We start from the raw sequence: 23,356 nt of genomic DNA, 5'->3' as shown, positions 1-23,356 counted from the left end.
CTTAAGATTTTTGAGTGTTAGTGTCCAATGGATTTGAAGCCATGCTTATTTTTATTCTGTCTTGGTCTCTACCCAAAAGAATGTTTTTCTCAGTAGCAATTTCTACTTTTTCTAATTTTTGAGTGTAGTTATTTTGATTGATAACTGAATCTTTTTCAAATTCACGTGGTCCTTCAATTACCCAGTCAGAAACTTCTTTTTTATCAAAACGACAAGTGTTACAAATGAATTCTTCTACTTCGTGGAATTCATCTTTACGACCTGTAACACGTTGAATTTCGTTACCAAACATCCAAACCGTTGTTTTACCGCAACATCCTGGAGTCGTACATTCTCTGTGTGCGTTGTAAGGCTTGTTAAACCAAACTCTTGATTTGAATCTAAAAGTTTTATCAGTCAAAGCACCTACCGGACATACATCAATCATATTTCCAGAAAACTCATTAGTTATGGCTTTAGAAATACAAGTCGAAATATTAGCATGATCACCACGATCCATTACTCCATGAACACGATCGTCTGTCAATTGATCAGCTACTTGGACACATCTTTGACATAAAATACAACGATTCATATGTAATTGAATGTTCGGACCGATATCTTCTGGTTCAAATGTTCTTTTTTCTTCAATAAAACGAGATGCTGATTTTCCGTGTTCGAAGCTTAAGTTTTGCAAATCACATTCTCCAGCTTGATCACAAATTGGGCAATCTAATGGGTGATTAATTAACAAAAATTCTGTTACGGCTTTTCTGGCTTCTTCTACTCTTGGAGATGCTTTACTGGCGATTTCCATTCCGTCTTGACAGCCTGTTACGCAAGATGCCATTAATTTTGGCATAGGTCTTGGGTCAGCGTCACTACCTTTGGTTACATCCACTAAGCAACAACGGCATTTCCCACCGCTCCCTTTTAGTTTAGAATAATAGCACATCGCTGGCGGAACAACTTCTCCACCAATCATACGCGCAGCCTGCAAGATCGTTGTTCCTGCTTCTACTTCAATTTCTTGACCGTCTATGGTTACTTTCATTGTCTGAAATTCTTTCTTTATACTATTACTTTAGAAACTAGGTGCTTCACTTTTTCAAAAGGTTCTGCAACAAAATGGTCTCTGTTTTTTATTTTTTCTGGGAAACGAATATGGTATTCAAACTCATCTCTAAAGTGACGAATCGCTGCTGCTACTGGCCAAGCTGCTGCATCACCAAGAGGACAAATTGTGTTTCCTTCTATTTTGCTTTGAATACTCAATAACAAGTCGATATCTTCTTCGCGTCCGTGTCCGTTTTCGATTCTATGCAATACTTTTTCCATCCAACCTGTACCTTCTCTACATGGAGTACATTGTCCACAACTTTCATGGTGATAAAAACGGGAGAAATTCCAAGTATTACGAACTATACAAGAGGTGTCGTTGTAAACGATAAATCCTCCTGAACCCAACATTGATCCAGTGGCAAAACCACCGTCACTTAAGGATTCGTATGACATCAAACGATCTTCTCCTGCTGCAGTTTTATAAATTAAATTTGCCGGTAAAACAGGAACAGAACTTCCTCCAGGCACAAAAGCTTTTAGTGGACGGTCAGAACTCATTCCTCCAAGGTATTCATCAGAGTTCATGAATTCATAAACACTTAATCCCAATTCAATTTCATAAACACCAGGATTTTTAATGTGTCCTGAAGCAGAAATTAATTTGGTTCCTGTAGATCTACCGATACCGATTTTTGCATAATCAGCCCCCGAATTGTTTACAATCCACGGAACAGCTGCGATAGTTTCTACGTTATTTACTACGGTTGGATTTGCCCAAAGCCCAGAAACGGCAGGGAATGGTGGCTTAATACGAGGATTTCCTCTTTTTCCTTCCAATGATTCAATTAAAGCAGTTTCCTCACCACAGATGTAAGCTCCGGCACCACAATGAACATGTAATTCTAAATCATATCCAGAACCCAATATGTTTTTTCCTAAAAAGCCAGCTGCTTTTGCTTCAGCAATCGCTCTTTCCAATATTTTGAAAACCCACATATATTCTCCACGAATGTAGATATATGAAAGGTTGGCACCCAAAGCATAACTGGAAGTAATCATTCCCTCAATCAATAAGTGAGGAATAAATTCCATCAAATAACGATCTTTGAATGTTCCTGGCTCAGACTCATCGGCATTGCAAACCAAATGTCTTGGTTTTCCTGATTTTTTATCAATAAAACTCCATTTCATTCCGGCAGGGAAACCAGCACCACCACGACCACGTAATCCAGAAGTTTTTACTTCTTCTACAACTTCGTCAGGGGTTAAGGTTTTTAAAGCTTTTTCTACCGAAGCATAACCACCATTTTGACGGTAAACTTCATAGGTTTTAATCCCAGGAATATTGATTTTATCTAATAATATTTTTTGTGACATCTTATTTATCGTGTAATATTATTTTATCGTCTTTACAATCGGCAATTAGCTGGTCGATTTTTTCTTTGTTCAAATGTTCTTTGTAAAAATCTCCCAATTGCATCATCGGAGCATAACCACAAGCACCTAAACATTCAACTCCTCTTACTTCAAAAAGACCGTCAGCTGTAGGTTCTCCCACTTGAACGCCTAATTTTTCACAGGTATAATCCATTAAATCCTCAACACCGTTTAAACAACATGGTGAAGTTTGGCAAAACTCAAACATGTATTTGCCAATTGGTCTTTGATTATACATGGTGTAAAAAGTAACGACTTCATACACTTCTATAGGTTTGATTTGTAGAATTTCGGCAACTTTATCTTGTAATTCAATACTCAACCAATTGTCGTGAGCATCTTGAACTTCATGTAAAACGGGAAGTAAAGCTGATTTTCTTTTATCTTCAGGATAATGACTGATTAATTCATTGATGCGGGACATCAATGCTTCGGTCATGTTTATTTCTTGTTTGTAATGTGTGTGTACCATAATTTATGCGTCTAATTCTCCAGCAATAACATTTAAACTTGATAAAATAACAATGGCATCAGATAACATTGAACCTTTAATCATGTCTGGATAGGCTTGATAATAAATAAAACAAGGTCTTCTGAAGTGTAATCTATAAGGAGTTCTGCTTCCGTCTGTAACCAAATAAAATCCAATTTCTCCATTTCCACCTTCAACCGGATGGTAAATTTCAGCAACTGGAACAGGAACTTCACCCATCACAATTTTGAAATGGTATATCAAAGATTCCATATTGGTGTAAACATCTTCTTTTGGAGGAAGATAATATTCAGGAACATCAGCGTGGTATTCATTTCCTTCCGGCATTTTATCCAATGCTTGACGGATAATGCTTAAACTTTCCCAAACTTCAGCATTTCGAACGCAAAAACGGTCATAAGTATCTCCCGATTTTCCTACTGGAACGATGAAATCAAAATCTTCGTATGAACTGTATGGTTGTGCGACACGAACATCGTAATCAATTCCTGCAGCACGTAAATTTGGACCTGTAAAACCGTAAGCCATTGCTTTTTCTGCAGTTATGGCACCTACATTTACGGTACGGTCAATAAATATTCTATTTCTTTCGAACAAGTTTTCAAATTCTTTCCATGCAACTGGAAAATCTCTTAGGAAATCGTCTAGTTTTCTAAACGCTTCTGGTGACCAGTCTCTTTCGAAACCACCGATTCTTCCCATATTGGTTGTAAGACGCGCTCCACAAATTTCTTCGTAGATTTCGTATACTTTTTCTCTAAATTGGAATACATAAAGGAAACCAGTGTAAGCTCCAGTGTCAACTCCAAGAATTGAATTACAGATCAAGTGGTCTGTAATACGAGCCAACTCCATTACAATAACTCTTAGATAATCAACTCTTTTTGGAACTTTGATGTCCAGAAGTTTTTCAAGGGTCATCCACCATCCCATATTGTTGATAGGTGATGAACAATAGTTCATTCTGTCAGTAAGTGGGGTGATTTGGTAAAAAGGACGATTTTCGGCAATTTTTTCAAAAGCTCTGTGGATGTAACCAATGGTTGGTTCTGCATCAAGAATTTTTTCACCATCCATCAACAAGATATTTTGAAAAATACCGTGCGTAGCAGGATGTGTAGGACCTAAATTCAGAATAGAAAGCTCGCTTCCGTCTTCATTGTGTCTCTCTTGAATTATTTTAGCATAGCGATGCTCTGGTGGTAATAATAGTTCTGACATTTATCTAATGTGAAAAATTATATTTATTTTTTTAGCTCTTGGTTGATTGTTGTTCTTCCAAAATACCTGTCATCTTTATCTGTTCTTCCGCTGTCTTCCATTGGAAATTCTTTACGCATAGGGAAAGAAATCATCTCGTCCATATTTAAAATACGTTTTAATTGTGGATGCCCGATGAAATTGATTCCGAAGAAATCATAAGTTTCTCTTTCCATCCAATTGGCACACAAAAAGATATTTGAAATACTTTTAATTTCTGGATTTGTACCGTTTATGAATGCTTTAATTCGGATGCGTTTGTTTTCGTACCAATTATGCAAATGATAAACTACAGCGAACTGTTTGTTTTCTTCATTTTCAGGGTAATGTACTGCACATAAATCAGTCAAAAAGTGAAAACGTAAAGTAGGATCATTTTTTAAATAAAGAACTACAGCAGTAATAATGTCTGAATCCGCTTCAAATGCAAAAATGTCTCTATCTTGATTGAATCCTAAAACCTTTGAACCAAAAGTTTCTATTAATTTATCTTGAATTTCTGTTGTTTCTAAAGCCATTTTACTTATTGAATGTTATAAGATGCCAATAATTCTTGGTACTCTGGTGAACTTCTTCTCCTTACAGATTCGCTTTTTACTAAGTCTTGTAACCTCATAACCCCATCTACAATTTGTTCTGGGCGAGGAGGGCAACCAGGAACGTACACGTCTACAGGAATTACCTTGTCAATTCCTTGTAATACAGAATAAGTATCGAAAATTCCTCCTGAACAAGCACAAGCTCCAACAGCAATAACCCATCTAGGTTCTGCCATTTGCTCGTACACTTGACGTAAAATCGGAGCCATTTTTTTTGAAATTGTTCCCATTACCAATAGCATGTCGGCCTGACGAGGAGAAAAACTCACTCTTTCAGAACCAAAACGGGCCAAATCATAATGTGAAGCCATTGTTGCCATAAATTCGATTCCGCAACAAGAGGTTGCAAAAGGTAAAGGCCAAAGCGAATTGGCGCGAGCTAATCCTACGACGTCATTCAGTTTTGTAGCAAAGAATCCTTCACCAACAACACCTTCCGGAGGGGCTACCATATTTATTTTTGAATCGCTCATTTTAATTTTTTTTATTTTGAATGTTGAATTTTAAATATTCCAATTAATTTATATTCCAACATTTATAATTTAAAATTTTTATTCCCACTCTAAAGCTTTCTTCTTGATGATATAGAAAAAACCAACCAAAAGAAGCATCATAAAGATAATCATTTTTATCATTCCTTCAATACCTAACTCTTTGAAGTTCACTGCCCAAGGATATAGAAATATTACCTCGACATCAAAAAGAACAAACAAAATAGCAACTAAGAAATATTTTACTGAAAACGGAATTCTTGCATTTCCTACAGATTCAATACCGCATTCGAAGTTTTTGTCTTTATTTTCCGATGATCTTTTTGGTCCAAGCTTGCCTGAAATTATGATGATAGCTATGACAAATCCTACAGCTAAAACAAGCTGCATAAAGACTGGAATATAGTTTAATTGTTCAGATTGCATAATTGTCAATTTTTGCTTTAAATTAAGCCACAAAGATAGCTTTAGTGTATTTAAAACACAAGTTTTGCAACGAATTTAGTGAGGACATTAACTTAATATAATCCTAATTTTTAATGATTATAAATAAAGGTAATAACTGCTGTTTTTTGGGATAGGCACAAAAAAAAACGTTCCGAAACTAATCGGAACGTTTTTTAGACGCTTTTTGCAAAAAATATCTAACTATTTTTATGCTTAAAGAACTGCAACTTTAGCAGCAACTTTACCTTTTCTTCCTTCTTCTTCTTCATAGCTTACTCTGTCACCTTCGCGTAATTCTTCCGCGTTGATTCCTGATGCATGAACAAAAATGTCTTTTCCTGTTTCTTCGTCTGTAATGAATCCGTAACCTTTAGATTCATTGAAAAATTTAACTGTACCTGTACGCATTGTAATAGTAATAATAATTTATAATGAGGCAAATGTAATCTTTAATCTAATACGAAAATCATTCTCACAATATTTTTTTTCTAAAATTATTGATATTCAACCTTTTCACCTAATTTGTTAAATTTAATTTAATATGTAATTCCTTTAATTGTGATTCGTCAATAACAGACGGAGCGTCAATCATTACGTCTCTTCCAGAGTTGTTTTTTGGGAATGCAATAAAATCACGAATAGTCTCTTGTCCCCCTAAAATAGCGACTAGACGATCTAATCCAAAAGCTAATCCACCGTGAGGAGGTGCTCCAAACTGGAAAGCATCCATTAGGAAGCCAAATTGTGCTTTTGCTTCTTCTTCTGTAAAGCCTAAATATTTAAACATTAATTGTTGTGTCGCCTTGTCGTGAATACGAATTGAACCTCCACCAATTTCATTTCCGTTCAAAACCATATCGTAGGCATTGGCACGAACTTTTCCAGGGTCGGTTTCCAATAAGTGCATGTCTTCTGGTTTTGGGGAAGTAAATGGATGGTGCATTGCGTGGTAACGTCCGCTTTCTTCATCAAATTCCAATAATGGGAAATCTACAACCCAAAGAGGTGCAAACTCTGCTGGATTTCTTAATCCCAAGCGAGTTGCTAATTCCATTCTTAAAGCAGAAAGTTGTCCTCTTGTTTTATCGGCTGGTCCAGAAAGAACAAAAATCATATCTCCAGGTTTTGCTCCTGTAGTTTTTGCCCAATTGGTCAAGTCTTCTTGATCATAGAATTTATCTACAGAAGATTTAAAAGTTCCATCATCGTTACATTTTGCATATACCATTCCGCTGGCGCCTACTTGTGGACGTTTTACCCAGTCAATCAAGGCGTCAATTTCTTTACGAGTATAATTTCCGGCTCCAGGAACGGCGATTCCCACAACCAATTCGGCTGCGTTGAAAACTGGGAAATCTTTATGTTGTGCAAATTCGTTCAATTCACCAAATTCCATTCCGAAACGAATGTCCGGTTTGTCATTTCCGTATGTTTTCATAGCATACTCGTAGGTTATTCTAGGGAATTTATCTACTTCGATGCCTTTTATCTCTTTTAGTAGATGACGTGTCAAACCTTCAAATACATTCAAAATATCTTCTTGCTCCACAAAAGCCATTTCGCAATCGATTTGTGTAAACTCTGGTTGTCTGTCTGCACGTAAATCCTCGTCACGGAAACATTTTACGATTTGGAAATATTTGTCCATTCCACCTACCATCAATAATTGTTTGAAAGTTTGTGGAGATTGTGGCAACGCATAGAATTGTCCTTCATTCATACGGGATGGAACAACAAAATCTCTAGCTCCTTCTGGAGTGGATTTGATTAAGTAAGGAGTTTCCACTTCGCAGAAGTCTAGATCCGAAAGATATTTACGCACTTCCATTGCCACTTTGTGACGGAAAAGCAAACTGTTTTTTACCGGATTTCTTCGAATGTCCAAGTAACGGTATTTCATTCGGATGTCTTCACCACCATCAGTTTCATCTTCGATAGTAAACGGAGGAGTCAAAGCGGCATTTAATATGTTTAGTTCGGTTACTAAAATTTCAATTTCACCTGTAGGAATGTTTTTGTTTTTGGCTTCACGCTCAATAACTGTTCCTTTTACCTGAATCACATATTCGCGACCCAATGTTTTAGAAGCTTCAAAAACTTCTTTTATAGAACGACTTTCGTCAAAAATCAATTGTGTAATTCCATAACGGTCGCGTAAATCTACCCAATTCATAAATCCTTTATCTCTAGATTTTTGAACCCAACCGGCAAGTGTAACTTCTGTATTGATATGTGAGGCGTTTAATTCGCCACAATTATGACTTCTGTACATGATATAAATTTTAGTTTTGCTCTTTTTAGCGCGAGTGCAAATTTAGGATTAACTTATGAATTTTAGATTGTGAAAGTCGATTTTTTGCATTTTATCTTTTTTGGGGATAATCTCAAAAATGCAAAATGCCAACTTTTAGCCCCGATAGTAGTGAAAATCCTTATGTGCCGGTGTTCGGCACATAAGATTGTAACGGATAGCGGGACTGATGCTGACTGAAAAAGCCAAATATTTCTGCTCCAAATTAATAATCAAACTCCGATGGTTTTAAATTCGATGGTCGTATTATTTTTATCAAAATTCAATTTTTGGTTAAAATTGTTGCTTTTTGGAAAGAAATTTCCTTGTTTTTAGTTTCCAATGTTAAGCTTTCGTCTGTGTTACGAAATTGTTACCAAAATGTTTTTTTAATGTAAATTTTGTTTCTAATTTTGGTATATAAGATGTAAACAATTAAAAACTAACGATATGAAAAAGCTTGTAATTTTAGTAGCGGTATTATTCTCAGGGGTTATTTTTGCTCAAGATGCGAAACCCGTTTTGGAGCCATTCGGCAAAAAAATCAAAGCAACCTATTTTTATGAAAATGGGCAAGTGCAACAGGAAGGCTACTTTGAAAATGGTAAATTGGAAGGAATCTGGGTTGCCTATAATGAAGCCGGAGATAAAATTTCCTCAGGAGAATATGTTGCTGGCGTAAAAACAGGCAAATGGTTTTTCTGGTCTCAAATAGATGGAAAAAATAGTCTAAGCGAAGTAGATTTCTCCAATAACAAAGTTGAAAAAGTTAAAAATTGGAGACAAGATGCTTTTGCAACTTCAAACGAGTAGCAATACATAGTTAATTTAAGAAAAGGAGAAAGTCTTTATGGATTTTCTCCTTTTTTTATTGCTCTTTTGTGTGTTATAACTTTGTTAAGTTCGAACTCGTTTTATTGTATTTATTGTACCTTTATTATAGAAATTCAACATCTGGTTTAGAGTAAAATAGAGAATCAGTTAGTTTTAAATATCTATTTGTCAGAGCTCTAAATTATAAAGTTTGCGTTTGCCAAGAAATCGGCTTTTATGGGTTACTGTATTAGCCGATTTTGACTGTTCTAGTGCTTTTTAAAGTTTATTGAACCTGAAAAGCAATTGTTTGTATCGCCCCTTTCTGTATAAATCTCTTTATTCCTTTTACTTAATTTTCCAAAGCGGAATGAAAAAGAGATTTTCTTTAAATTATTTAATTCTAATTTTTTAATCTGATTAATATGCCAAAGTATGTTATTGAAAGGGAAATTCCAAACGCAGGGAATTTAACACCAGCACAATTAAAAGAGATATCAAATACATCTTGTGATGTCTTAAGAAAAATGGGGCCAGAAATACAGTGGAAACACAGTTACGTGACTGATAATAAAATTTATTGTGTTTACATTGCTCCAAACGCAGAAATGATTAAGGAACACGCCGATAAGGGTGGGTTTCCAGCCAATAAAATAAGTCTTGTTTCGGAAATTATCGACCCGGTTACTGCGGAGTAGCAAGTTATGGCTTATTTTGGAAAAGGAGAAATTCGTTCGATTTTCTCCTTTTTTTGTGTTTTTAACCAAGGTAATCCATAAGTAAAAAATCAACCGCAGATTCGCAGATTTTATAATTAGAAGTTCTGCTTTTAAAGAAAATAATCTGCGAATCTGCGGTAAAACAAACTCATCCGTTTGCCCTTAGTTTGTAATCAATTGATTGTACTCAAAAACCCCATCCCATATTTCGTCTATTCTAATAAGTGCCTTGTCTAGTGGAATAACTTTCCATTTGCCATTGGTTTCAGAACCAAGTCCTGTATTTTTTAATTTGAATAAAGCATCTTTCACATCAAAGTCAAGGTCTGTATTGTGTTTTGTTTTAAACCAAGATTCAATTTGGTGATCGAGTTCTTCTTCTGTTAAGGGAGTTTCGCTTCTGTTCAAAAAGGAATAGGCCAAGATAGTTTCCTTCAGTACTTCTTCTTCCGAAGAATTTAATAAAGAATAAAATGCACCGCTATTATTTCCTAGATTTTTGAAATAAAGACTATCCGAAAGCATTTTTGAATATTTTATCTTCTTGTTCACAAAGTTGTTGTATTGACGGAACAAGTACGCACCCAATATTCCAAGTGCAATCAAACCTTGGTTTAGCGACGTTTTGCTGTTTAGCAAATCTATCGTTTCCCCAGATTCAACGGCAGATTGCATTTTAATCAGTGCCGGAATTACTTTGGCACTCAATAACGAAATTCCACCCACAAGACCTGGAACCCATAACAATAGCTTGTCGGTTGTGGACATCATAGGTACTGCATTCGGGAATATCGTTTCAACATCGTTTTTGGGAACACGCTTGAAGATTTTTAATACGATAGCGCCAGGATCAATCGGCATTTTGTTCGAACGGCTTTTCTTTTCCTTATAGTAATCGGCCTCGTGGTAATTAAGGTAAATCATCACGCGATCATAGTATTCAATCTCTATTTCCTTCTTCCAAAAAAAGTATTTGGAGACCGTTTCTTTCGCTTTATGCTGGCCTCGTACATACAATCCGTATTCTTTATAATCGGCAATGTTAATGTCCAATTTCAAACCAATCAAATCCGAATCTTGGAAAGCCTTGTCCAAAGTTTCCTGATCCACACGGCTGTAATTGCCACGATCCAAAACTTTAAGCAGGGTTTCTTTGAAAAGTGAAAAATCACTTTTGCCAACAAATGCCTCGCGTTCTTTTGGATTTATGTCCGGATCAAACAAGGCGTAATTTTGTTTCAAATTACGGATTAGGTTAAAAGCTTCGTAATGGAAATAATGCTCAATGATATCAAACAGCTTTTTGAAATCCTCAGCCTGCTTTTCATCACCTTCGTATTCCGCCAGTTGTTCTTCGAGTAAGAATTCCTTATCAAATGGGATATAGTGTTCAAGTTTCATATTGAATTCAGGGCTTTAATGGGACTTTTTTAAGTCTGGCAAAGGTAAAACACAAAAGCCAAAGAATCAGTAACTATTGAGCCAATTCTAATTTAAAAAATATTGAATTGCCTCCAGCTTTAGCTGGAGGAATAAAATTGGAGACAGTATGAATTGGCTTTAGCCAAAACCGCCCCCTTTTGGCTAAAGCCATATTGATATTCATTCCTTTTCCTCCAGCTAAAGCTGGAGGCAATTCAAAGCTGTTTATGGATTGAATAGTTTTTTATTTTTCAATATCAATTCTTCCATAATTTCAATAATTATAATAAGAAGGAGCGAAACAATAGGCTTTATCGGGAGGCATCGTTCCTGCTGTCCGCTATATCTCGTCTCTTAGAAAAAAAGAGACGGGATGCCGCTTCCATCAGGGCTAAAGAGCTTGCAAAGGTGATTTTTTGGAAAAACTATGAGGATTGAAATCTGCGTCATCGGGGTTTTGGTAGCTTGTCTACCAAAACCAAAGGAGCACCTACCAAAACCATAGGCGCACCTATCTAAAACTATGGCTCGCATAAATAATTCAATATGCACGCCTATTAAAATCAAAGGGGATGCCTGCAAAATTGAGAGGCGCGCCTATCAAAATCAAAGGCGACACCTACAAAATCGATAGGCGCGCCTATTAAAAAGACAGGTGTGCCTATCAAAAATGAAGGTGACGCCTACAAAATCGAGAGGCACGCCTTAATATTATTATGACACCCGATTCTCAAGACACAGCGAAGGGACATAGGGAGACTTTTATCACGTTTATGATTTTTTGAGAGCTTAAAAAAAACGCAAAGTCAAGAGACTTTTCGGCGTGGGGTATTTATATATGAATCTTTAAAGTTGAATACTCAATTGGGTTTCAATATCCATTCTTTCATGTGAAATTCTGATGACCTCGATTTCATTAGATTCTATTTTCTTAAAAAAGACTAAATGAGATTTTACTTTTGAACATCTATAATTTTTTCTGACATTCCCAAAATCACGTGCCATTTCAAAATTGTCAACTATATATTCGATTTCGTCAAAAAGCAAATTATAGTAGCGGTCTGCTTGCTCAATAGACCAGTTTTCAGCGGTGTAAATCCAAATTTTGTTAATGTCGTCAAGTGCTTTCTCACTTATTATATATCTTGGCATCTATTTTCTGAAATTTGCTTTAAGTTGCTCAAGATTTTTTTTGCGGTCAAAATTTTTAATCTTAGCACTTTTTTCACCAATTTTAAGTTCGTTGATTAAAGATTTTGTCTTGTTCTCTTCTTGCTCAAAAACTCTCAAAGCAGTTCTTACAACCTCACTTACAGAACTATATTTTCCAGAGGAAATTTGCTCATTTATAAAATTTTCAAAATGATCGCCTAATAATATAGAAGTATTTCGTGCCATAATCTTTTTTATCAAAGATACCAAGTCTTGGTATTTTAGCAATGTGTTTTTACATTTTTTTTACATCATATCTTTCAAACATACTCATTCCATTCCTGCAAAAAAATAAAAACCACCCAAAATCAAATTTCAGGTGGTTTTTTATAAAGTTTTCAAAATCTATATTTCGATAGGTCCAGCTTTTCGTCTATCTCTCAACCAATATTTCATTCTTTTTACCAAATAGAACATTACGGGTACCATTACCAAGGTCAAAACAGTGGCATAAGTCAATCCAAAGATGATCGTCCAGGCCAAAGGTCCCCAGAAAATCACGTTGTCTCCTCCCATAAAGATGTGCGGATTCAAGTCGGTTATTAAGGAGAAGAAGTCAAAATTCAATCCAATAGCAAGAGGGATTAATCCCAATACTGCCGTCAAGGCGGTTAGCAATACAGGACGCAACCTTGATTTTCCAGACTCGATAATCACTTCCTTAATTTCTTCTATGGTCAGGTCGTCGTGGCTTGTCAAGTTTTTGTCGGCTACTTTTTTGTCCAATAATAAAACAAAGAAGTCCATTAATACGATTCCGTTCTTCACCACAATACCCGCCAGCGAAATGATTCCCATCATAGTCATCAGGATAACGAAATCCATATTCGCAATCACGTAACCATAAAATACCCCACTGAAACTCAGCAGTACCGTAAAGAGAATAACCATTGTTTTGGAAACCGAATTAAACTGTAATACGATGATGATGGTGATTCCGGACAGAGCCAAAAACAATGCATAGAATAAGAAGCTTTGGTTTTTGCCTTGCTCTTCCTGCACTCCCGAGAAGGAATAGGTAATTGTTTTTGGTAATTGGTATCCTTTTAAATCAGCAGCGATTTGTTTGGTAATTTCATCGGCATTGTAACCAGTCAAAACATTGGAATAAACCGTCATAATACGTTTTTGGTTTTTCCTTTTGATTTGGTTGTATGTGGTTGTTTTCTCTGTTTCAGAAACCGCAGAAATAGGCACTTGCATCATTTGTCCGTTGGTTTGGTTTCGGAACGTCAAGGACTGATTGAACAAGATGTTTTCGTTCTTGCGTTGGTCATCCTGCATACGCATAGTGATGTTGTAATCATCATCGCCTTCTTTGTAGGTAGAGATTTCCTGTCCATATACGGAACGACGCAAATTGAATCCCAATTGCCCTGTCGAAACCCCTAAACTTCCTGCGCTTACACGGTCTACTTTTACTTCAAGTTCCGGACTTTCTTTATTGACATCAATACTCAATCTTTCGATTCCGGGTATGTTTTTAGTATTGATAAAAGTGATCATCTTGTCAGCCTCTTTCAACATTTCATCATAATCAATTCCTGTCAGCTGAATACTGATTGGGTAACCGGCCGGTGGTCCATTGGCATCTTTTTCGACGGTTACGGTAGCTCCGGCAATTCCTTTTACTTTTCCTCTAATTTCTTCTAGGATATCGGCGGTATTGATTCCTCTTCTGAATTTGAACTCAGAGAAATTCACCGTCACTTTCCCTTTGAAAGGAGTTTCGGAAGCCGATCCAGCATCCACGTTTGGATTTCCAGCACCAACACCTACTTGGGACACGATTGATTCGGCCAAGTAGTTCTTGTTTGTTTTTGGATCTACATATTTGCTCAAAATAGAAATAACCTGTTTCTCCACAAATAGTGTAGCCTTATTGGTTTTCGTAATATCGGTTCCTTGCGGATATTCGATGTAGGCAATTACCTGATTCGGGATATTGTCCGGGAAGAACAATACTTTTCTTGGGAATATCCCCAAAAGGATGAAAGAGAAAAATAACATTCCGATAATTCCGACTAGGGCATACCAGGCTCTTCTTCTGGTTAGAATTTTGGCCAAAAAGGTTTTGTACTTGTCTTCCATTCTTGGAAAAAAACTGTGTTGGAAATCTTGCGTCCATTGGTACAGTCTCAATTTGTACAACCACATAAACACAAAAGACAGTATTGCCAAATGCCCAATGGCTCTTGCCAATTTAGAATCATAGATATTCCCCAGAAGAACAAAAATAACCGCTATAATCGTAAAAATGATCGAGTATATTTTTGCTGATTTTTTGGTCACATTTTTGTCTTCAATTTCCATCGATCCACCCGTCATAGCTGCATTGACAACCATCGCTACAAACAACGAAGCTGATAGTGTAACAGTTAATGTCATTGGGAAATACTTCATAAATTTACCCATTGTTCCTGGCCACAAGGCGAAAGGCAAGAATGCCATTAAGGTAGTTGCGGTCGAAGCGATAACAGGCCAAGCGATTTCACCAATACCTATTTTGGATGCCTGAACACGAGGCATTCCTTTTTTCATATTGGCAAATACGTTGTCCACTACCACGATACCGTCGTCCACCAACATTCCCAGTCCCATAACCAATCCGAAAAGTACCATAGTATTCAAGGTCAGCCCAAATGCCGAAAGAATACTAAACGCCATCAACATCGATAATGGAATGGCAGCTCCCACAAACAAAGAGTTTCTAAGCCCCATTGTAAACATCAATACGATCATTACCAACACAATCCCGAAGATGATGTGGTTAGATAATTCATCTACTTGATGTTCAACACGTGAAGATTGATCGTTTGTCAATTCAATTTTTAAGTTGGACGGCAAATACGATGCTTGTGCTTCTTTGATTTTTTCTTTTACCTGTTCAATAGCCGAGATCATATTTTGATTCGAACGTTTCTTCACGTTCAACATCACCACTTCTGATCCTTTCTCACGGGCATAAGTCGTTTTTTCTTTTTCTTTGAACTTAACAACTGCAATGTCTTTCAGGTAAACAGTTCCTCCATTGTGTTTTACAATGATGTTTTCCAGTTCTTTCGGGTCTTTGATTTCACCCACAATTCTGATGTTGTTTCTGGATCCTTGAGAAATTAAATTTCCTCCAGAAAGCGTCATATTTTCATATTTGACAGCATTTTGAATGTCGTCAAAAGAGACTTGGGCAGCCGTCATTTTGAAAATGTCAACGGCTATTTCAACTTCTTTATCATCAACACCCAGAATGTCTACTTTTTTCACCTCAGGAATTTCTTCAATATCGTCCTGAAGCAATTCTCCGTATTTTTTAAGTTGTTGAGTGGTGTAGTTCCCTTGTAAATTGATATTCAGAATTGGCACTTCCTCCGAAATGTTCAATTCAAATACACTTGGTTCTACTTTACTTCCATTGTCAAGATTAGGCCAGTCGGTATCTGCTTTTACAATATCTACTTTGTCTTTAATTTTTGTTTTGGCATCCAAGATGGTAACCTTATCTTCAAACTCGACGATAATCATTCCGTAATCCTGGAAAGAGCTAGAGGTAATTTTATCAACGCCGCTGATGTTCTTGATTTCCTTTTCAAGAGGTTTGATGATTAATTTCTCAACATCCTCAGCAGAGTTTCCTGGAAAAACAGAGGAGATGTAAACTTTATTTTCTATAATTTCCGGAAAATCCTCTCGAGGCATCGTAACATAGGCAATAACTCCCGTGATTACAATCAATAAAGTCAAGATATATACTGTAACGCGATTTTCGACAGCCCAACTTGATATTCCGAATTCTTTACTTTGGTGTGACATATTTTTAGAAGTTAAGTTTCATCCCATCAGAAATGGTGTTCATACCCTCAGTAACTATTATGGCGTCGGTATCTAAACCACTTAAAATTTCGGTTACATTGTCTGAGGATTGGCCAGTTTTAACAATCACTTTTTTGGCTATACCTGTTTTTCCGTTTGAGTTGGCTACCGTATAAACAAAACTGTTTTTCTTGCCGTCTTGCTGAATCACATTGGTTGGAACAACCACAGCATTGTTACTTACATAATCAATCACTTTCAGTTTAGCCACTTGGTTAGGGCGCAATAAATTCTCTGGATTAGGAACGCTAACTTCGATTCCGAAACTTCTGTTGTTCGGATTGATGAAGTTTCCAATTTGACGAACTTTTCCTTTATAGGTTTTGCCCAATGAAGATAAGTATACATCTACTTCAGTACCTATTTTTAGTTTTCCGATATACGTTTCCGGTATAGAAGTAGAAACATACATATTTCCTAGATTCACGATTCGCATTAATCCTTTTGGACTGGCTGAAACAACTTCTCCTTTTTCAACAAAAAGTTCATCAATAGTTCCTGAAAATGGTGCTTTGATTACGGTTTTTGCAATTTGGGCTTTGATTTGCGCTACTGATTTTTGCGCTGAAATCATTTGGGTTTGAGCCTGAAGATATTGAATTTCAGAACCAATTTTTTGACTCCATAGGTTTTTTTGACGCTCAAAAGTCGTTTTGGCAAGAGCATATTGATTTTCGGCACTAGCCAATTGTTGACTCATACCGCCATCATCGGTGCGTCCTAAAACTTGTCCTTTGGTAACTTTTTGTCCTGCTTTTACATTCAATTCCACTAAGTTTCCTGGAAATTCAGGTTGAATTAATACATTTTCATTGGTATTAATGTTTCCTTGTACTTCAAGATAATGGTTGAATAAAGTGTCTTTCAATTTTACGGCAGTAACCAACGCTTCCACTTCTTTGTTTACGTCCAAAGTAGCCAATGCTTCGTCTATTTGGGTAAGTTGGGATTGTAGCTCGGCTTTTTTTGCGGTTAATGCTTTTGCGTCTTTGGATGCAATAATACTCTCGACAGATTGGTTTTTCTCGGATGAGTTACAGGCAATCAATACAATTGAAAGGGTGATTAGGATTATTATCTTTTTCATATTTTTAGTTTTAATAGGAGTAGTTATTTAGTTGTGATTTTTTCTAAACTGGCTTTTTTGTTGATGATGTTAACCATCGTTTGCAGGTACTTTTGTTGAGCGCTGTACAACTGACGTTGTGCATCATTAAAATCAAAGCTGGTTGAGAGTCCTTCGGTAAATTTAATTTGTTGCTTTTTCTCAATTCTTTCTGCCAGATTCAAATTGCTTTTTGCTGTTTCATAATCGGCGATGCTGTATTCGTATTCGCTTTTTGCGGTAGCATATTGCAATTTTAATTTTTGTTCGGTTTCGCTCAAGACAGTTTTTGCTTGATCCAAGGCAATTTTTGCTTGTTGTGTTCTGGAACTTCTTGCCAAACTGCTGAAAATAGGAACATTCAAAGCAAGTCCTAAATTCGAATAGTTAAACCAGTTTTGGTGTTCGGTAAAAAATTGAAATTCATCTTTAAAAGCAGTGTATCCAAAATTAACATTAGCAGCCAAGGAGGGTAGGGCTTTACTTTTTTCCAGTTTGTATTCCAGTGTTCTTTGCTCTTCAAAATTGGTGGCTATTCTATAATCGATATTGTTGTTCACGTCAAATCCCGTATTTGAAAAGGAAAGATCCATATTTTGAATGGTCAAGACATCCAATTTGTCGGTCAAAGTGATTTGGTCATTAATGTCAATACCCAAATTAATTTTCAACATTTTGTAGGTGATGTCCAATAAACGCTTGTTGTAGTTTAAAGTGCTTTCCAATGAGGCCAATGTGATTTCCAGTTGCTCAACGCTTTCTTCTTCGATTAAACCGTTTTTGTAAATGGCTTTGGTATCGTTTAACGTTTTTTGTAGGGAAGCAATGTTTTTTTCTAGGATAATTATGTTTTCTTGGGCCAGTAACACGTTGCCATAAGAGTTGATCACCATTTCCTTGATGTCAATATTCGATCTTTTTTTGGCGTTTTCATAATAAGCCAAATAGGTTTTGGACGCTTGAAGTGCCACAATATAAGAGCCGTCAAAAATAAGCTGGCTTAAAGTGGAATGAGCCACCATATTGTATTTGGTTCCAAAAGCTACTTCTGCATAAGTTCCGGGTTCTCCGCCAAAGAATTCTGCCGGAACAACCGATTTTTGCAACACGAAATTATTGGTAAAATCAACACCGGCATTAATTTGTGGTAATCCCATTGCAGTAGTTTCCCATTTTTTTTCTTTGGCAGCTTCGATATCGCGACCAGAATTGATAGCCGAGTAATTATTTTCGAGCGCGTGGTCTATGGCTTGCTGTAATGTAAAGCTGTAACTCTTAGGCGAGTCCTGTGCATTGACGCTCAAAGCCAAAAAGGTAAGGGTTAGAATGAATATATTCTTCATTATATATTGGTTTTAAGTAATTGTTTTTCAAGCTCGACTATTCCTTCTGGCGTTGCCATTGCTCTGGTGTGGTATTCCAGTGCCTCTAGCTCCAGTTTAGTCGATTCTCTTTCGGAAATAGTGTTCTCCTTGATGCTAAAAATTAACGAGTAATAAAATTTTACGTAAACATCAATGTCCAAATCATTTCGGTATAAATCTTGTTGAATCCCTTTTTCTATATTTTGTTTGAAACACATATTACATTCGTCCAGTTCTCTGTTCATTACCTTTTGATAGATTTCGGGATAATGTTTTTTTAATTGATATAATGGAGAAGTATCTGTGGCTTGAAACATTTCTTTGAACATTTTTCGAATCTCAAAATTCTCTTCAATCGCATTGTAATCTTTGGCAACAATGGTATTTATAACTTCATGAACGGTCTTGTGAACCATTTCCGTGCTTTCTTCAATCAATATTTCTTTGTTGCAAAAATATTTATAAATCGTTTTTTTGGAAATGCACATTTCACCCGCGATATCATCCATAGTGACGCTTTTAAAACCAAGTTTTAAAAATAAATCACTTGCTTTGGATATGATTTTGTCTTTCATGTTTTGTCGTATGTGGTTGTTTATTAGTTGGTTATTGTAAAATTATAAAAGAAATGTATTTCGCCAAATGGGATTTCTATCGATTTTATTGATGAACGAATTCTAAATTGGCTATAAGTTTAATATCAGAACCAACTGCGTATCCTCCATTATTGAAATAGGTATTATAATTCAGGCCAAAATCCTTTCGGTTGATATTTCCCGTAATTTCAAATGATGCTTTTTGGACTCCATTGTAGTTGTTGTAACCAATGAATTCGGTGTCCAATTCCACTTCTTTTGTAATGTTTTTGATGGTCAAATGTCCTTTTAGGAAATTGATGTTTTTATTTATTTTTTGAAAAGAAGTCGATTTGAACTGAATAACTGGTGTTTCATTATAATCAAAAAAGTCTATTAATTTCAAATCTGAATTTTTGCTCTTGTCGTTCGCTTTCAATGAAAATTCAATAGAGGCATCTTCGACTTCGTTGTTTTGTATGGCAACGTGTCCTTTAAAATTATTTTTGGATCCAGACATGTAGTCAATCAATGAATGTCTCGTCTTTATCAATACGTCTGATTCGTTAGAATCAATTTCCCATTCGTTTTTCATGTTTTCTGATTTTTGTAATAATTTTGTAGTGCAAATATATATAAGGAAACTTTATAAACAAAATAAGTTTCCATGGTTTTGTTTAGATTGTATTGGAAATTAAGTGATTATGTTTTAGATATAGTCTGGTTAATATAACGTAGGGCTGTTATGCTCTATTTTATCATTTGTGTCTATACCTATAAGATTGAAGAAAAGCCTGAAGAAAAAAGAATAGAAAATTAACTAATTGAGCCCTATTAGAATTGTTGATCTCTATACGTTAAGTAAATTTTTCATGACTTTTCGGAACAGTAAAGTTTTCTCTATTTTTAAATGAATTAGTTGAAATAATCAGGAATAAATGATTTCTTCATACAACTCTGATAATCGCTTTCGCAAATGCAAAACAGCATACCGTTTTCGCGAAAGCAATGTGTTGACAGAGATACCAGTTTCTGTGGATATTTCTTTGAATGACAGACCGTCTAATTCCGTTTTTTCAAAGACTTCCCTTTGTTCCTGAGGCAATTCTGATAATGCGTCTTCTAGTTCAACCCACAACAAAGAGCGTAAGTACTCTGTTTCGGGAGATGGTGATGTTTGTTTACTGAATAGCATTTCGGAAATATCTTTCAGGACATCATCATAGTCATCGTTTTGGTACGAAGGTAATTCTTCTTCATGCTTCTTAATTTGTTTATTGATTATCATGTTGCGGGCTACCCGATACAACCAAGCTGCCACTTGCTCAATGGGATTCATCGCAGTATCCACTTTTGCCAGTTGGTAAAAAACGTCCTGCAAAATGTCTTCCGCGTCTTCCTTGTTTGAAACGCGTTTACGGATAAACGCGTTCAATCTAGGTTTATAGGTTGTTACCAGAGTTCCGACATCCTGCCGTTGGTTATTACTCATTATCTTTTTTGTCGAAATCAGTTCTTTCAAAATCAAAATCCCTATCATCAAAGAAATGTCTGCGACCAAATCTTCCTCCGCACATGTGCTCTTTACGTTTGTTTATGAATTCTTTACGTTCTTCGGGGGTCATACTCGTCCATTTTTCACGTAAACCTTTTCTATGATGCATTCCACCAAATCGGTGTCCTCCTGAGTGCCCGAAACCTCCGAACAAAAGACGTGAAAGCACAAGTAATCCCAATGCTTGCCAAAAACTGATAATTCCCAATCCGAATATGCTAGGAATAAGCGAATTCCACAACAGCATTACTGCAAAAGTAAATCCTACAGCTGCTCCGATGCCAAGCAATACCATTCCTGCTATTTTAAAACCTTTTCTTTTCATTTTATAATTTTTATTTGTTTTTAAATTCATTTCTAGAAGCCTTCTATTTATGTAGACAAATGAACAGGATAAATATTTTACAGAAATGCTATTTTTTTTTAATTTTTTTTGAAAGTACAAATAACATTGGATAAAATTACTGCAATGTGTCTGTTACAAAGGTTGTTCAAGAATGAAATTTTCTTTGACATGGAAATAATTTCAATTTCGTTGCGTATGTCCGATGGGATGGATAAAGTTTTGATTACTAGCGTACAAAATTTATTTGTGAATATTATTTATTAAATTTGAAAGGCAATACAGCTACCCTTTATCTCAGACCAAACTCCCCAGATTGAGGTCGATTAGAGTGATTTTGCAAGGCCTATAAATGAGTTAGTGGTCATTGTAAGATGTTCGCAAAACCAACAACGAATGATGAAATGATAATTAGAGACAAGATATGAGAAAGATAATTGCAGCAATCAATATGACACTTGATGGGGTTTTCGATCATACAGCAGGAATTCCCGATGAAGAAATTCATCAGCATTATACGGAACTATTAAGAGAAGGAGATGCAATTCTATACGGCAGAATAACCTATCAACTTATGCAATATTGGCAAACTTTGGTTAAAAATCCTTCAGGGGAAAAATCAATGGACGACTTTGCTATGGCTATTGACAAAATTTCAAAAATCGTCTTTTCACGTTCGCTGAAAAATACCGATTGGGACAGCGCTAAATTGTCAAATCAAACAATTGAAGAAGAAGTTTTAGAACTCAAACAACAATCGGGTGGAGCGATTTTAGTTGGCAGCCGGAGTTTAATCATACAGTTAATGAAACTTAATTTGATTGATGAATATCAATTTTGTGTTTATCCTGTTATAGCGGGAACAGGTTTGCCATTATTTGAAAATATAAACGAAAGGACTATTCTTAAACTCATAAAGACTAAAACTTTTGGTGGTGGTGCAGTAATCCTTTACTACGAACTGAAAAAAGAATAAAAAAAACGAATCGCTAACAGAGTTTTGGCGAAAAGGAGGATCAAGTACTACTATTAAAATAGGGTTAGGACAATAATAAATGTGCAGCTTTCATGATTGTCACATTCGCATACATTGACATTGTATTTACTTTTTTAAAACTCAAATTATAATAATCATGAGAAGAATAATTGTTTTGTCATTTATTTCATTAGATGGAGTAATGCAAGCCCCTGGCGGACCTGAGGAAGACCCATCAGAAGGTTTCAAGTATGGCGGTTGGAGCGCGCCTTTCGATGATGAGGTTGGTGGTGAGGCGGTGCAAGAAGAGCTGAAGCAACCTGCAGATTATCTTTTGGGCAGGAAAACATTTGATATTTGGGCCGCTTTCTGGCCTAATCACGCAGATATTTGGCCTGGTATCAATGAGGGCACAAAATACGTGATGTCCAATACCTTGAAAAAAACAGACTGGAAAAACACTGTATTTATAGAAAGTTTGGAAGATATAAAAAAGCTCAAAAATTCAGAGGGTTCAGATATTCAAGTTTGGGGCAGCAGTAAACTCGTTCAGCTGTTGCTTAAGAATGATTTTGTGGACGAACTCAGTCTCAAAATTCACCCATTGATTCTAGGTCAAGGGAAAAAGTTGTTTGACGACGGCTCGATTCCGGCAACCTATACTTTAACAAAGAGTTTGGTTACACCATCCGGAGTGATTATTGCCAAATACAAACGAGCAGGAGAAGTAGAGACAGGTACTATGGGAGCTTAGGAATCAGTAGGTTCTTGCTCAATGACATTAGGTTAAGGACTTCTTCTGAATTTGTGTTTTTTCACATCCTAAAAAAAATAACTAAAAAATAATTTTAAAAAATAGAAATTATGGCACTTATTAATCCTCACGTTAACTTCAACGGAAATGCCGAAGAAGCATTCAATTTTTATAAATCAGTATTTGGTGGAGAGTTCGAAAGAATTGTTCGTTTCAAAGATATATCAAACGCTGATTACCCGGTACCAGAAAATGAAGCCAATAAAATAATGCACATTGCTTTATCTATTGGTCAAAATTTTTTAATGGGCAATGATGTTCCGGAAATTATGGGTAAAGTAAATGAAAATGAAAACAGATCTAAAATATGTATTATGGCAGAAAGCCGTGAAGAAGCCGACAAGTTGTTTAACGGACTTTCAGCAGGCGGAAATATTGAAGTGCCTATTGAAGACAGTCCTTGGGGTTCTTATTTTGGGATGTTCAGGGACAAATACGGTATTGAATGGATGATAGATTTTGTTTACAAAACATAAGCACTGACATCGCACAAACTAATTAAATCCGTATTATCGGGACATTCTAAATAA

Annotated in this window: 25 protein-coding genes; 5 read left to right on the top strand and 20 right to left on the bottom strand. The window is 36.0% G+C overall.

Annotated features, from left to right (window positions below; genetic code table 11):
- Position 1: 1 nt before the first annotated feature.
- From AC1DY0_RS10825 to aspS, 9 genes are all read right to left on the bottom strand, one after another.
- Entirely contained in the window at positions 2-1,033 is a 1,032-nt protein-coding gene (locus AC1DY0_RS10825) for an NADH-quinone oxidoreductase subunit G (protein WP_477188613.1), read from the bottom strand.
- A 17-nt stretch (positions 1,034-1,050) separates the two neighbouring features.
- Positions 1,051-2,418 carry an NADH-quinone oxidoreductase subunit NuoF gene (gene nuoF / locus AC1DY0_RS10820; RefSeq protein ID WP_477188612.1) on the bottom strand — a complete coding sequence of 456 codons (1,368 nt, stop codon included), beginning with the start codon at positions 2,416-2,418 and terminating at the stop codon, positions 1,051-1,053.
- 1 nt (position 2,419) lies between these two features.
- Positions 2,420-2,950 carry a complex I 24 kDa subunit family protein gene (locus AC1DY0_RS10815; protein WP_477188611.1) on the bottom strand — a complete coding sequence of 177 codons (531 nt, stop codon included), beginning with the start codon at positions 2,948-2,950 and terminating at the stop codon, positions 2,420-2,422.
- A gap of 3 nt (positions 2,951-2,953) precedes the next feature.
- Positions 2,954-4,192: an NADH-quinone oxidoreductase subunit D gene (locus AC1DY0_RS10810; RefSeq protein ID WP_477188610.1), complete on the bottom strand. Its 1,239-nt coding sequence runs from the start codon at positions 4,190-4,192 to the stop codon at positions 2,954-2,956.
- 23 nt (positions 4,193-4,215) lie between these two features.
- The gene (locus tag AC1DY0_RS10805) at positions 4,216-4,749 is read right to left on the bottom strand and encodes an NADH-quinone oxidoreductase subunit C (RefSeq protein WP_477188609.1); all 534 of its coding nucleotides are present in this window, start codon (positions 4,747-4,749) and stop codon (positions 4,216-4,218) included.
- A 5-nt stretch (positions 4,750-4,754) separates the two neighbouring features.
- Positions 4,755-5,303: an NADH-quinone oxidoreductase subunit B gene (locus tag AC1DY0_RS10800; RefSeq protein WP_116796379.1), complete on the bottom strand. Its 549-nt coding sequence runs from the start codon at positions 5,301-5,303 to the stop codon at positions 4,755-4,757.
- A gap of 78 nt (positions 5,304-5,381) precedes the next feature.
- Complete coding sequence (locus tag AC1DY0_RS10795; protein ID WP_077378008.1) at positions 5,382-5,747, bottom strand: NADH-quinone oxidoreductase subunit A; 366 nt, start codon at positions 5,745-5,747, stop codon at positions 5,382-5,384.
- Between the two features lie 234 nt (positions 5,748-5,981).
- Entirely contained in the window at positions 5,982-6,176 is a 195-nt protein-coding gene (locus tag AC1DY0_RS10790) for a cold-shock protein (protein ID WP_077378011.1), read from the bottom strand.
- A 109-nt stretch (positions 6,177-6,285) separates the two neighbouring features.
- On the bottom strand, positions 6,286-8,040 hold the full coding sequence (gene aspS, locus AC1DY0_RS10785) for an aspartate--tRNA ligase (protein WP_477188608.1): 1,755 nt from the start codon (positions 8,038-8,040) through the stop codon (positions 6,286-6,288).
- Between the two features lie 468 nt (positions 8,041-8,508).
- On the opposite strand from aspS, the gene AC1DY0_RS10780 reads away from it, so the two are divergent.
- Together AC1DY0_RS10780 and AC1DY0_RS10775 are read left to right on the top strand one after the other, a co-directional pair.
- Positions 8,509-8,871, top strand: a complete 363-nt coding sequence (locus tag AC1DY0_RS10780; protein WP_477188607.1) for a toxin-antitoxin system YwqK family antitoxin — start codon at positions 8,509-8,511, stop codon at positions 8,869-8,871.
- 425 nt (positions 8,872-9,296) lie between these two features.
- Positions 9,297-9,569 carry a DUF4242 domain-containing protein gene (locus AC1DY0_RS10775; RefSeq protein WP_477188606.1) on the top strand — a complete coding sequence of 91 codons (273 nt, stop codon included), beginning with the start codon at positions 9,297-9,299 and terminating at the stop codon, positions 9,567-9,569.
- Between the two features lie 183 nt (positions 9,570-9,752).
- Here AC1DY0_RS10775 and AC1DY0_RS10770 read toward each other — a convergent pair whose 3' ends face one another.
- The 11 genes from AC1DY0_RS10770 to AC1DY0_RS10720 form a co-directional block, all read right to left on the bottom strand.
- Positions 9,753-10,991, bottom strand: coding sequence for a TMEM143 family protein (locus tag AC1DY0_RS10770; protein ID WP_477188605.1), 1,239 nt, complete (start codon positions 10,989-10,991; stop codon positions 9,753-9,755).
- 73 nt (positions 10,992-11,064) lie between these two features.
- Entirely contained in the window at positions 11,065-11,226 is a 162-nt protein-coding gene (locus AC1DY0_RS10765) for a hypothetical protein (RefSeq protein WP_477188604.1), read from the bottom strand.
- A 632-nt stretch (positions 11,227-11,858) separates the two neighbouring features.
- The gene (locus AC1DY0_RS10760) at positions 11,859-12,164 is read right to left on the bottom strand and encodes a type II toxin-antitoxin system RelE/ParE family toxin (protein ID WP_477188603.1); all 306 of its coding nucleotides are present in this window, start codon (positions 12,162-12,164) and stop codon (positions 11,859-11,861) included.
- Entirely contained in the window at positions 12,165-12,410 is a 246-nt protein-coding gene (locus AC1DY0_RS10755) for a type II toxin-antitoxin system ParD family antitoxin (protein WP_116796371.1), read from the bottom strand. It abuts the gene before it with no gap.
- Between the two features lie 159 nt (positions 12,411-12,569).
- Positions 12,570-16,034: an efflux RND transporter permease subunit gene (locus AC1DY0_RS10750; protein ID WP_477188602.1), complete on the bottom strand. Its 3,465-nt coding sequence runs from the start codon at positions 16,032-16,034 to the stop codon at positions 12,570-12,572.
- A 4-nt stretch (positions 16,035-16,038) separates the two neighbouring features.
- Positions 16,039-17,181 (bottom strand): efflux RND transporter periplasmic adaptor subunit, encoded by a 1,143-nt coding sequence (locus AC1DY0_RS10745; RefSeq protein WP_477188601.1) that lies wholly within the window; start codon positions 17,179-17,181, stop codon positions 16,039-16,041.
- Between the two features lie 23 nt (positions 17,182-17,204).
- Positions 17,205-18,542 (bottom strand): TolC family protein, encoded by a 1,338-nt coding sequence (locus AC1DY0_RS10740; RefSeq protein ID WP_477188600.1) that lies wholly within the window; start codon positions 18,540-18,542, stop codon positions 17,205-17,207.
- The gene (locus tag AC1DY0_RS10735) at positions 18,542-19,138 is read right to left on the bottom strand and encodes a TetR/AcrR family transcriptional regulator (protein ID WP_477188599.1); all 597 of its coding nucleotides are present in this window, start codon (positions 19,136-19,138) and stop codon (positions 18,542-18,544) included. The genes AC1DY0_RS10740 and AC1DY0_RS10735 overlap by 1 nt, the downstream gene beginning before the upstream one ends.
- Positions 19,139-19,223: 85 nt before the next feature.
- Complete coding sequence (locus AC1DY0_RS10730) at positions 19,224-19,733, bottom strand: YceI family protein (RefSeq protein ID WP_477188598.1); 510 nt, start codon at positions 19,731-19,733, stop codon at positions 19,224-19,226.
- A 333-nt stretch (positions 19,734-20,066) separates the two neighbouring features.
- Positions 20,067-20,630 (bottom strand): RNA polymerase sigma factor, encoded by a 564-nt coding sequence (locus tag AC1DY0_RS10725; RefSeq protein WP_173505503.1) that lies wholly within the window; start codon positions 20,628-20,630, stop codon positions 20,067-20,069.
- Entirely contained in the window at positions 20,623-21,018 is a 396-nt protein-coding gene (locus AC1DY0_RS10720) for a hypothetical protein (RefSeq protein ID WP_477188597.1), read from the bottom strand. The genes AC1DY0_RS10725 and AC1DY0_RS10720 overlap by 8 nt, the downstream gene beginning before the upstream one ends.
- A 442-nt stretch (positions 21,019-21,460) precedes the next feature.
- Here AC1DY0_RS10720 and AC1DY0_RS10715 point away from each other — a divergent pair, with 442 nt between their 5' ends.
- The 3 genes from AC1DY0_RS10715 to AC1DY0_RS10705 all read left to right on the top strand — a co-directional run bounded on the left by AC1DY0_RS10715 (position 21,461) and on the right by AC1DY0_RS10705 (position 23,302).
- Positions 21,461-22,012: a dihydrofolate reductase family protein gene (locus tag AC1DY0_RS10715; protein WP_477188596.1), complete on the top strand. Its 552-nt coding sequence runs from the start codon at positions 21,461-21,463 to the stop codon at positions 22,010-22,012.
- 157 nt (positions 22,013-22,169) lie between these two features.
- Positions 22,170-22,766, top strand: coding sequence for a dihydrofolate reductase family protein (locus AC1DY0_RS10710; RefSeq protein WP_477188595.1), 597 nt, complete (start codon positions 22,170-22,172; stop codon positions 22,764-22,766).
- A 110-nt stretch (positions 22,767-22,876) separates the two neighbouring features.
- Positions 22,877-23,302, top strand: coding sequence for a VOC family protein (locus AC1DY0_RS10705; RefSeq protein WP_477188594.1), 426 nt, complete (start codon positions 22,877-22,879; stop codon positions 23,300-23,302).
- The last annotated feature ends 54 nt before the right edge of the window (positions 23,303-23,356 follow it).

This window comes from Flavobacterium sp. P1_E4 (genome assembly GCF_056405915.1).
The sequence above is the reverse complement of the archived record's forward strand: the minus strand, read 5'-3'. Positions and strand labels throughout refer to the sequence as shown.

Excerpts from the sequence above, each read along its gene's own strand:
- AC1DY0_RS10825 (WP_477188613.1), bottom strand. The coding sequence starts at position 1,033 with ATGAAAGTAACCATAGACGGTCAAGAAATTGAAGTAGAAGCAGGAACA.
- nuoF (WP_477188612.1), bottom strand. The coding sequence starts at position 2,418 with ATGTCACAAAAAATATTATTAGATAAAATCAATATTCCTGGGATTAAA.
- AC1DY0_RS10815 (WP_477188611.1), bottom strand. The coding sequence starts at position 2,950 with ATGGTACACACACATTACAAACAAGAAATAAACATGACCGAAGCATTG.
- AC1DY0_RS10810 (WP_477188610.1), bottom strand. The coding sequence starts at position 4,192 with ATGTCAGAACTATTATTACCACCAGAGCATCGCTATGCTAAAATAATT.
- AC1DY0_RS10805 (WP_477188609.1), bottom strand. The coding sequence starts at position 4,749 with ATGGCTTTAGAAACAACAGAAATTCAAGATAAATTAATAGAAACTTTT.
- AC1DY0_RS10800 (WP_116796379.1), bottom strand. The coding sequence starts at position 5,303 with ATGAGCGATTCAAAAATAAATATGGTAGCCCCTCCGGAAGGTGTTGTT.
- AC1DY0_RS10795 (WP_077378008.1), bottom strand. The coding sequence starts at position 5,747 with ATGCAATCTGAACAATTAAACTATATTCCAGTCTTTATGCAGCTTGTT.
- AC1DY0_RS10790 (WP_077378011.1), bottom strand. The coding sequence starts at position 6,176 with ATGCGTACAGGTACAGTTAAATTTTTCAATGAATCTAAAGGTTACGGA.
- aspS (WP_477188608.1), bottom strand. The coding sequence starts at position 8,040 with ATGTACAGAAGTCATAATTGTGGCGAATTAAACGCCTCACATATCAAT.
- AC1DY0_RS10780 (WP_477188607.1), top strand. The coding sequence starts at position 8,509 with ATGAAAAAGCTTGTAATTTTAGTAGCGGTATTATTCTCAGGGGTTATT.
- AC1DY0_RS10775 (WP_477188606.1), top strand. The coding sequence starts at position 9,297 with ATGCCAAAGTATGTTATTGAAAGGGAAATTCCAAACGCAGGGAATTTA.
- AC1DY0_RS10770 (WP_477188605.1), bottom strand. The coding sequence starts at position 10,991 with ATGAAACTTGAACACTATATCCCATTTGATAAGGAATTCTTACTCGAA.
- AC1DY0_RS10760 (WP_477188603.1), bottom strand. The coding sequence starts at position 12,164 with ATGCCAAGATATATAATAAGTGAGAAAGCACTTGACGACATTAACAAA.
- AC1DY0_RS10755 (WP_116796371.1), bottom strand. The coding sequence starts at position 12,410 with ATGGCACGAAATACTTCTATATTATTAGGCGATCATTTTGAAAATTTT.
- AC1DY0_RS10750 (WP_477188602.1), bottom strand. The coding sequence starts at position 16,034 with ATGTCACACCAAAGTAAAGAATTCGGAATATCAAGTTGGGCTGTCGAA.
- AC1DY0_RS10745 (WP_477188601.1), bottom strand. The coding sequence starts at position 17,181 with ATGAAAAAGATAATAATCCTAATCACCCTTTCAATTGTATTGATTGCC.
- AC1DY0_RS10740 (WP_477188600.1), bottom strand. The coding sequence starts at position 18,542 with ATGAAGAATATATTCATTCTAACCCTTACCTTTTTGGCTTTGAGCGTC.
- AC1DY0_RS10735 (WP_477188599.1), bottom strand. The coding sequence starts at position 19,138 with ATGAAAGACAAAATCATATCCAAAGCAAGTGATTTATTTTTAAAACTT.
- AC1DY0_RS10730 (WP_477188598.1), bottom strand. The coding sequence starts at position 19,733 with ATGAAAAACGAATGGGAAATTGATTCTAACGAATCAGACGTATTGATA.
- AC1DY0_RS10725 (WP_173505503.1), bottom strand. The coding sequence starts at position 20,630 with ATGAGTAATAACCAACGGCAGGATGTCGGAACTCTGGTAACAACCTAT.
- AC1DY0_RS10720 (WP_477188597.1), bottom strand. The coding sequence starts at position 21,018 with ATGAAAAGAAAAGGTTTTAAAATAGCAGGAATGGTATTGCTTGGCATC.
- AC1DY0_RS10715 (WP_477188596.1), top strand. The coding sequence starts at position 21,461 with ATGAGAAAGATAATTGCAGCAATCAATATGACACTTGATGGGGTTTTC.
- AC1DY0_RS10710 (WP_477188595.1), top strand. The coding sequence starts at position 22,170 with ATGAGAAGAATAATTGTTTTGTCATTTATTTCATTAGATGGAGTAATG.
- AC1DY0_RS10705 (WP_477188594.1), top strand. The coding sequence starts at position 22,877 with ATGGCACTTATTAATCCTCACGTTAACTTCAACGGAAATGCCGAAGAA.